This window comes from Luedemannella flava (assembly GCF_039528515.1).
Lineage (GTDB): Bacteria > Actinomycetota > Actinomycetes > Mycobacteriales > Micromonosporaceae > Luedemannella > Luedemannella flava.
This window is the reverse complement of record NZ_BAAALT010000222.1, coordinates 1-8,188: the sequence shown is the minus strand read 5'-3', so window position 1 is coordinate 8,188 and position 8,188 is coordinate 1. Positions and strand designations below refer to the sequence as shown.

At 73.4% G+C, this 8,188-nt stretch carries 9 protein-coding genes; 6 read left to right on the top strand and 3 right to left on the bottom strand.

From position 1 onward, the window contains the following. Window positions 1–191: 191 nt before the first annotated feature. A complete protein-coding gene (locus ABD211_RS26915; protein ID WP_344137769.1) occupies window positions 192–944 on the bottom strand; it encodes a lysophospholipid acyltransferase family protein in 753 nt (250 codons plus the stop codon). A gap of 73 nt (window positions 945–1,017) precedes the next feature. Between ABD211_RS26915 and ABD211_RS26910 the strand changes: the two genes are divergently transcribed. The 4 genes from ABD211_RS26910 to ABD211_RS26895 all read left to right on the top strand — a co-directional run bounded on the left by ABD211_RS26910 (window position 1,018) and on the right by ABD211_RS26895 (window position 4,772). After that, window positions 1,018–1,611: a LemA family protein gene (locus ABD211_RS26910; protein ID WP_344137765.1), complete on the top strand. Its 594-nt coding sequence runs from the start codon at window positions 1,018–1,020 to the stop codon at window positions 1,609–1,611. 8 nt (window positions 1,612–1,619) lie between these two features. Beyond that, window positions 1,620–3,221 (top strand): M48 family metallopeptidase, encoded by a 1,602-nt coding sequence (locus ABD211_RS26905; RefSeq protein ID WP_344137762.1) that lies wholly within the window; start codon window positions 1,620–1,622, stop codon window positions 3,219–3,221. A gap of 116 nt (window positions 3,222–3,337) precedes the next feature. Next, the gene (locus ABD211_RS26900; RefSeq protein WP_344137760.1) at window positions 3,338–3,610 is read left to right on the top strand and encodes a hypothetical protein; all 273 of its coding nucleotides are present in this window, start codon (window positions 3,338–3,340) and stop codon (window positions 3,608–3,610) included. A gap of 76 nt (window positions 3,611–3,686) precedes the next feature. Then, entirely contained in the window at window positions 3,687–4,772 is a 1,086-nt protein-coding gene (locus tag ABD211_RS26895) for a hypothetical protein (protein WP_344137757.1), read from the top strand. 19 nt (window positions 4,773–4,791) lie between these two features. Here ABD211_RS26895 and ABD211_RS26890 read toward each other — a convergent pair whose 3' ends face one another. Both ABD211_RS26890 and ABD211_RS26885 read right to left on the bottom strand, forming a co-directional pair. Beyond that, complete coding sequence (locus ABD211_RS26890) at window positions 4,792–5,385, bottom strand: pentapeptide repeat-containing protein (RefSeq protein ID WP_344137755.1); 594 nt, start codon at window positions 5,383–5,385, stop codon at window positions 4,792–4,794. Further along, window positions 5,373–6,740 carry a threonine/serine exporter family protein gene (locus ABD211_RS26885; RefSeq protein WP_344137752.1) on the bottom strand — a complete coding sequence of 456 codons (1,368 nt, stop codon included), beginning with the start codon at window positions 6,738–6,740 and terminating at the stop codon, window positions 5,373–5,375. The genes ABD211_RS26890 and ABD211_RS26885 overlap by 13 nt, the downstream gene beginning before the upstream one ends. Window positions 6,741–6,816: 76 nt before the next feature. Here ABD211_RS26885 and ABD211_RS26880 point away from each other — a divergent pair, with 76 nt between their 5' ends. Both ABD211_RS26880 and ABD211_RS26875 read left to right on the top strand, forming a co-directional pair. Further along, window positions 6,817–7,077 (top strand): hypothetical protein, encoded by a 261-nt coding sequence (locus ABD211_RS26880; RefSeq protein WP_344086716.1) that lies wholly within the window; start codon window positions 6,817–6,819, stop codon window positions 7,075–7,077. 6 nt (window positions 7,078–7,083) lie between these two features. Beyond that, window positions 7,084–8,188 (top strand): AAA family ATPase (locus ABD211_RS26875; protein WP_344137749.1); only part of this gene is annotated, 1,105 nt, incomplete at its 3' end.

Below are 8,188 nucleotides of genomic sequence, written 5' to 3'. Positions count from 1 at the left end.
ATGGCGATCTCCACCCCGACGCGGACCACCTGAACAGTTGCTGTACAGAAAACAGAGATCTTGGCACCAACGGACGGCTCGGCTTTCGCACCACCCGGCGACGCCGGCCCGTATCCAGTGATTCGCCGGCGTTTGGACTGTTAGGTGCGGAACTCAGCGCGCGATGACATGCGTAATTGCCCAAACGTTGGCTAAGACGGTTCCGCGCGGCCGCGGAGGCGGTCGAAGCGTTCGTTGACGCCCGGGCGGCCGCGCAGCAGCACGCGGTAAGCGTCGAGGCGACCGGCGGCCACGTCGGTGGACAGCCCGTCGACGAGGGACGTGAGCCGGGAGGCCATGTCGGCCGACACCGTCGCCGGGTCGTCGGCCGGGCCCACGGCGTGTGGGACGCCGAGGCGGATCAGGGCGTCGGGGCGCTGGCGGTCGCCGAACTCGTAGCGCAGGGCGACCGGCCACAGCGTCGCGCCGCCGGCGCGCCGGGCGACCGCCGGCGCGCCCCGCGCCACCCGGATCGGCCGACGGTCCTGCGGCTGCAGCTCACCCTGCGGGAAGATCCACAACATGCGCCCGGGGGCGGCGGCCAGCTCGTCGGCCGCGTACGCCACGGACGCGGCCGCCGACCGGGGCGCCCCCAGGTCCACCGAGAACGCCCCCACCCACCGGAAGAACGGGTAGCGGGCGAGCTGCCGCTCGTCGACCATGACGTAGCCCCGGAACCGGTCCCGCAGCACCAGCCGGTCCACCGCGTACGCGAGGTAGCCGTCCCACCAGGAGGGGTGGTTGGCGTAGGCGATGACCGGGCCGCCCGCCGGGTCGGGCAGCGGGCCGTCCGCGCGCACCAGCACGCGGGCGAAGTGCCGCCGCAGCGCGCCCCGCACCAGTACGTTGAAGATCGTCCATTCCGCGAGCGGGCGGTGACGGGCGGTGATCCTCGGCCGTTCCACGGATCCCATGATCTGTCAACCGTGCACTAATCTTCGCCGGGGGCGTGGCGCCCCGGACCGGGAGGAGGGCGGCGTGACAACTGTACTGCTGATCGGCGCTGCGGCGGTGGTCGTCGTCATCGTCGGCTACGCCGTGCTGGCGTACAACCGGCTCGTCCGCGCGCGCAACACCTACCAGCAGGCGTTCGCCCAGATCGACGTCCAACTGACCCGCCGGCACGACCTGGTGCCCAACCTCGTCGAGACCGCCAAGGGCTACCTGCGGCACGAGCGCGAGACGCTGGAGCGGGTCACCGCCGCCCGCGCGGCGGCCGTGAACGCTCAGGCAGCCGCCGGGGGCACCGCGGCCGACGCTGCGGCGCTGGGCCTGCTCGCCGGCGCGGAGAACCAGCTCACCGCCGCCCTCGGACAGCTGTTCGGCCTCGCTGAGGCGTACCCGGACCTGAAGGCCAACCAGAACATGCTGGCGCTCACCGAGGAGCTGACCACGACGGAGAACCGGGTGGCGTTCGCCCGGCAGGCCTACAACGACGCCGTGATGTCCTACAACATCGCCCGCGAGACGGTGCCCACCAACGTCGTCGCGGGCCTGTTCTCCTTCGGCCCCGCAACGCTGTTCGAGCTGGCGGAACCCGACGAGCGCAACGCGCCGCGGGTGCAATTCTGAGGACGGGAATGAACTTCTTCGACAGACAGCAGCGGGTACGCCGCATGTCGGCGCGCCTCGTGGTGCTCTTCGTCCTCGCGGTGATCGCGATCGTCGCGGCCGTCGACCTCGCCGTGGTGTTCGCCTTCAACGCCTTCAGCAAGGGCCTCGCGGACATCGCCGGCATCGTGGCCGTGACGAGCATCCTGACGCTGACCGCGATCATCCTCGCCGCCACGTTCCGCATGCTCGGCCTGCGCGGCGGCGGCGGGAAGGTCGCCCGCGAGCTGGGCGGCGTGGCCGTGCCGACGGACACCCAGGACCCGCAGCTGCGCCGCCTGCGCAACGTCGTCGAGGAGATCGCCATCGCCTCCGGCACGCCGGTGCCCGAGGTCTACGTGCTGCCCGACGAGGCGGGCATCAACGCGTTCGCGGCCGGCTGGAACAGCTCCAGCGCGGCCGTCGCGGTCACCCGCGGGGCGCTTGTCCGGCTCAACCGCGACGAGCTGCAGGGCGTCATCGCGCACGAGTTCAGCCACGTGGTCAACGGGGATATGCGGCTCAACATCCGGCTCATGGGCCTGCTGTACGGCATCCTCTTCCTGGCCGTCATCGGCCGCACGCTGACCCAGTTCGGCATCATCGGCGGCGACCGCCGCGACGAGAAGTCCAGCGGCAACCCGCTGGCGATCGTGGGCATCGCGCTGCTCGTCACCGGTGGCATCGGCGTCTTCGCGGGTCGCCTGATCAAGGCGTCGGTGTCGCGCCAACGCGAGTACCTCGCCGACGCCTCCGCCGTGCAGTTCACCCGGCAGCCGTCCGGCATCGCCGGGGCGCTCAAGAAGATCGCCGGCCTGGAGGCGGGCTCGGACCTCAGGAACCCACGCCGCGAGGAGGTCGGGCACATGCTCTTCGGCGCGGGCGCGCGGACCGCGTTCGCGTCGTGGTTCGCCACCCACCCGCCGCTCGTGGAGCGCATCAAGATCCTCGAGCCGTCGTTCGACCCGAACCAGATGACCGCGCTGCGCCGGCAGTGGGCCGAGCACCCGCCGTCGGGACTGGACGAGGACCTCTCCATGGGCCTCGTCGAGCGCAACGGGAAGTCCGGGGGCGGGGCCGTGCTGCCCGAGCCGACGGCCACCGTGCCTGTCCCCGAGGCGACGGTCGTCGACCGGATCGGCGCGCCCAGCGAGGAGTCCTACTCGCGGGCCGGTGCCATCCTCGACGAGATCCCGGCCGACGTGCGCGAGCGCGCCCGCGACGGCGCCACCGTCGTGCCCCTCGTGCTCGGGCTGATCATGGCCGACGAGCCGGCCGCCCGCGACAACCAGCGCGCCGCGCTGGCCGCGCACGGCCCGGCCCTCGGCGACGCCGCGACCGCGCAGGCGACCGCGCNGGCCCGGCCCTCGGCGACGCCGCGACCGCGCAGGCGACCGCGCTGTCGCGGCTGCACCGGCTGCTGCGCCTGCTGCTGGCCGAGCTGGCGCTGCCGGCCCTGCGCGCGCTGCCGGCGCAGGAGAAGCAGGCCGCGCTGCGCCAGATCTACGACCTCATCCACGCGGACGGCCGCATCAGCGGGTACGAGTACTGCCTGTCCCGGCTCGTCTATCGGGAGCTCGACGCCGCGCTGAACCCCCGGTCGGCCTGGCGCGGCGAGCGGCACACGATCACCGGCTCCCGCGACGCGGTCACGCTGCTGCTCACCGTCCTCGCCCAGTACGGCAACCCGGCGCCCGAACGTGCCTCGGTGGCGTTCCAGGCCGGCATGGCCCGGGTGCTGCCGCGCTTCTCCCGGCCGTACGCGCCGCCGTCGCAGGGCGTCGTGGCGCTGGAGTCGGCGTGGTCGGCGCTGGTCGGGCTCGCCCCGCACGACAAGCAGGAGCTCGTGGCCGGCGCGCTGGCGGTCATCTCGGCTGACGGCGTCACCACGCTCACCGAGCTGGAGCTGCTGCGCACCGTATGCGCCCTGCTCGACTGCCCGTTGCCGCTGGAGCTGGCCGCGCCCGTGCCGCGCCGTTAGCACACCCGGCCGGCGTGTCGCGAGCACGGCACGCGAACGAGCGTCACCCAAACGGGTCGGCCTGTGTTGATCAGGTATGCGGAGAGTCACTTTCCTGACCCGGCTGGCCGTTCTCGCGGTCGTCGTGCCGACGGTCATCAGCACAGGCGGCGCGGCCTCCGGCCGACCCGCGACATCGCCAACCGCCACGTCCCCAACGGTCACCGCCGGTTACGCGGCGACCAAGGTGGACACCGGCACGCGCGCGCCGGAGGTGGCGCCGCGCGCGGCGGCCGGGGCGCCGACCCTTCGTCACGTCTGGCGTGACACGTGGCGCACGGGCATCAACGCGATCGCCCGGTTCCAACTGGACACCACCTCGTACGTCCTGTCGTACCAGGGTTCGTCCGGCGCGGCCCGGATCGACCGGCTGAACGCCGCCGGGCAGGGCACCAGCAACATCTGGCGCGGGCTGTGGTCGCGCGGCTGGACGTCGATCGTGCCGTACCGCCTGGACACCGGGACGTACCTGCTGCGGTACAACAAGAACGACGGCTCGGTCACCACCGACAGGGTCAACACCGGCGGCCGGGGCATCCGGCCCGTGTGGCGGTCGCGGTGGACGAGCGGCTGGACCCGGGTGGTCCCGTTCAGCCAGGGCCGCGAGATGTACCTGCTCGGGTACAAGCAGTCCGACGGTACGGTCGCCGTGGACCGGTTCAACGCCGACGGCATGGGCACCACCACGGTGTGGGTGTCGCAGTGGGAGCCCGGCTGGACCAACATCGCGCCCTACCGCGAAGGATCGAACACCTACCTGGTGAAGTACCGTCGCGGCAACGGGGCGACGAAGATCGACAGGTTCAACGGGAGCGGCATGGGCACGACCAACGTGTGGTCGTCGACCTGGCCCACGGGCCTCACGACGATCCTGCCGATGGTCGTGGGCGGCAAGTCGTACCTGCTGTCCTACCGCAGCGCGGCGGCGCAGGCCTCGCTCGACGAGTTCAACGCCGGCGGCCAGGGCGTCACCCCGCTGTGGGCCGCCCGGTGGTCGTCGAACTGGAGCGCCTTCGTGCCGTACTACCTGACCGGCTCCGACTACCTGCTGTCGTACAAGGTGGGCAGCGGCCTGGTCACCGTCTCGCAGTTCGTCGAGGGTCACCTCCGCGCGCGGATGTGACCCCCGGCCCTCGGCTTCGTCAGCCGATGGCGAAGCCGAGGGCCATCGCGACCACCACGGCCTGCTCGGCGGTGATCCGCGCCCCCGCGCGGGTGACCGCGAGCGGGTCCAGCGTGGACAGGTCGCTGCCGCGCAGGTCGGCCCGGTCCAGCCGGGCCTTCGTCACGTCCGCCCCGGTCAGGTCGAGCCCGGCGAGCGTGGCCCCCTCCAGGTTCGCGGCGCTCAGGTCGGCCTCGCGCATCCGCAGCCCGGTCAGGGTGACGCCGCGCAGGTCCGCGTCGGCGAGGCTGACGAACGACCAGTCGCCCCCGTCGGCCCGCAGCGGCCGCAACTCGCACTCCACGAACCGGCTGCCCACGAGCTTGCAGCCGGTGAACTCCGCCTCGAAGAACACGCTGCGGGTGAACACGCACCGCAGGAACGCCGAGTCGGTGTGCCGGGAGGCGTTGAACCGCACGTTGCCGAACGAGCACTCCTCGAACCGGGCGCCCCGGCTCACCGCCTCGGTCAGGTCGACGTCGAAGAACGAACACCCCTGGTACGCCCGGTCCTCGAGCTCCTCGCCGTACCAGTCCAGGTCCCGGAACGTCTCACCCTCGATCAGGTCCGCCATGCGGCCAGCCTAGTCACCGCGTTGACCACGCCCGCCCCCACGAGGACGCCCAACGCGATCGACACCACGCTGCCGGCCGTACTCATGAGGGAGGCGATGCCCGCCGCGGACGGCAACTCGACCGCCTGGGTGAGCGTCACGAGGCCCAGGGCACCCGGCACCAGCAGCCAGAACGCGGGCAGGTAGGCGACGACCGGGGCCGGCCCGCCGAACCGGGCGAGCAGGGCCGCGACCACCACCATGACCACGGCGCCCAGGAAGCCCGACATGGTCGCGCCGATCACCGCGGCGCCCAGCACCTGACCGGTGTAGGCGGCGTAGAGCACCGCGAGGCTCCACGGCAGGCTGCGCGGCGCCCCGCCCAGGTGCAGGTGCACGCCGACCGCGAAGACGAACACGCCGATCCACGGCGTCGCCGCGCCGGCCACCACGTACCCGACGGGCGCGTCCGCCTCGTCGGCCGCGAGGCCGACCACCTGCGCGGCCGCGATGATGCCGAACACCAGCAGGCCGAGCTGCACCACGCCCACGACCAGGCGGCCCGACCCGGCGATCATCTCGCCGGCCGAGATGTCGATGATGCCCGTCGTCAGCGTGCTGCCCGGCAGGAAGCCGACCAGGGTGGCCGCGAGCAGCGGGATCGGCCCCTCCATGAAGTCGGCGCGCACCAACAGGAACGCCGCCAGCGACACCAGGAACGAGACGAGCACGGGCAGCGGGATCTGCAGGTACGCGAGCCGCGGGAAGCCGAGCTTGAACAGGCCCACGCCCGCGCCGAGCACCGTGACGGCCAGCAGGTCGGCGATCGTGGGCTGCAGGAACATGGCCAGGCCGAGACTGAAGATGGTGTACCCGAGGACGGTGCCGGCCGGGCCGTACGGGGGCGGCAGGGCGGGCACCTCGGTCAGCCGTCGGCGGGCCTGCTCGACGGTCAGCCGCCCGGCCTCCGCGTCGTCGGCGACCGCGATGACGGCGGCGATCTGGTCCAGCCGCAGGGACATGTTGACCCCGACCCGCACCGCCACGGTCCCGCGATACTCGCCCGGCACTCCGACCAGCATCAACGTCGGCAGGACCACGATCTCCGGATCGGCCACGCCGAACCGCACCGCGATGGCGCGCAGCCGCTCGACGATCGTGGTCACCGGCGTGCCCGTGGCGTTCAGCGCGATGCCGAGCTCGCTGAGGAACTCCCGTAACTGGACGACATCGGCGGGGCCGACCCCGCTGCGCGCCGGCGACGGCACCACCCGCCGGCCGGCCCGCCACTCGCGCACCACGACCAGACCCGCCCCCGTGAGGATGATGGCGGCCACCACCACCGACCCCCACGACACGTGCACACCCCCGCTCACCAGGCAAGTCTCTCGCGGTGTCATGCCGCGGTCGCGCATGGTGGCCCGGCGCGCCGCGCTGCGGCAGAATGGCGCCGTGGCTCGATGGGAATACGCGCGACTTGAGTACCGGGCGGCCGGGACGTTCGGATCCGACCAGTCGATGGACTGGACCGCCACCTTCCACCACGCCGGCGGCGTGCACCGGTGGGGCACCGACGAACGCTACGACGACCTGAGCCACCTCAACCGGGCCGGCGCCGACGGCTGGGAGGCCTGGCACCGCAACGTGCTCCACATTGGGCAGCCCCAGCGGATGCACGCGGTGACCTATTCGCTGCGTCGACAGGTCGCCTGATTCCTCGTGGCCGCCGCGACCCTCGTCGGGCGCGAGCGTGAGCTGGCCGCCCTGCGCGCCGCGTGGGCGGCGGTGGGCGACGGGCTGACCCGGGTCGTCGGGGTCGACGGCGCGCCGGGCACCGGAAAAACCGCTCTGGTACGCCACTTCGTCGCGTCCGCGGCGGCCCCCGCCGTGGCGTGGGTGAGCGGCGACGAGGACGAGGCGGCGCTGCCGTGGGGCGTGCTGGGCCAGCTCGCGCGGGCGCTCCCCGGCTCCCGCCTCGGCGACGTGCCCGCCGGCGCCGAGCCGCTGTTCGTCGCGCAGGCCCTCGCCGCCGACCTGCAGCAGCGCCCCGGGCTCATCCTCGTCGTCGACGACGCCCACTGGGCCGACCCGCCGTCGCTGGCCGCGCTGCGGCTCGCCGCGCGCCGGCTGTTCGCCGATCCGCTGCTGCTCGTCGTCGTCCACCAGACCGTCGGCCGGTCCGTCCACTCCGGACTGACCCGGTCGCTCGACGAGGGGTGGCGGCGGCTGTTCGACTCCGACCGGGGCGTGTCCGTGCGGGTCGACGGCCTCGACGCCGCCGACCTCGTGCCGCTCGCCGCCGCGTACGGGCACCCCGGCCTGTCCCCCACCGGGGCCGCCCGGCTGCACGAGCACACGGGCGGGCATCCGTTGCACGTACGGCACGTGCTCGACCAGGTGCCCATGCACGCCATAGTGTTCGGGCAGGGTCCGTTGCCGGCGCCGCGCGAGGACGCCGACGCCGTCGCCGCCGACCTGGCCGCCTGCCGGCCCGCCGGACGCGCCCTGCTCGACGTGGGCGCGGTCCTGGGCCAGCGGTTCCGCCTCGCCGACGCCGCCAGCCTCGTCGACGACGCCGGGCTGTTGGACAACGCCGGGCTGTTCGACGACGCCGGGCTGTTCGACGACCGCGGGGTGGGCGCGGGCGACGTCGTCGACGACGCGCGGCTCGTCGCGGAGGTGCCCGGCTCCGCCGGCGCGGAGCTCGCCTTCACCAGCAGCCTCGTGCGCGGCGTGGTCTACCACGCGCTGCCCCGCGCCCGCCGCCGCGACCTGCACCGGCGGGCCGCGCGGCTCGGCCGGCCCGACGCGCTCTGGCACCGGG

Excerpts from the sequence above, each read along its gene's own strand:
- ABD211_RS26895 (WP_344137757.1), top strand. The coding sequence starts at position 3,687 with ATGCGGAGAGTCACTTTCCTGACCCGGCTGGCCGTTCTCGCGGTCGTC.
- ABD211_RS26890 (WP_344137755.1), bottom strand. The coding sequence starts at position 5,385 with ATGGCGGACCTGATCGAGGGTGAGACGTTCCGGGACCTGGACTGGTAC.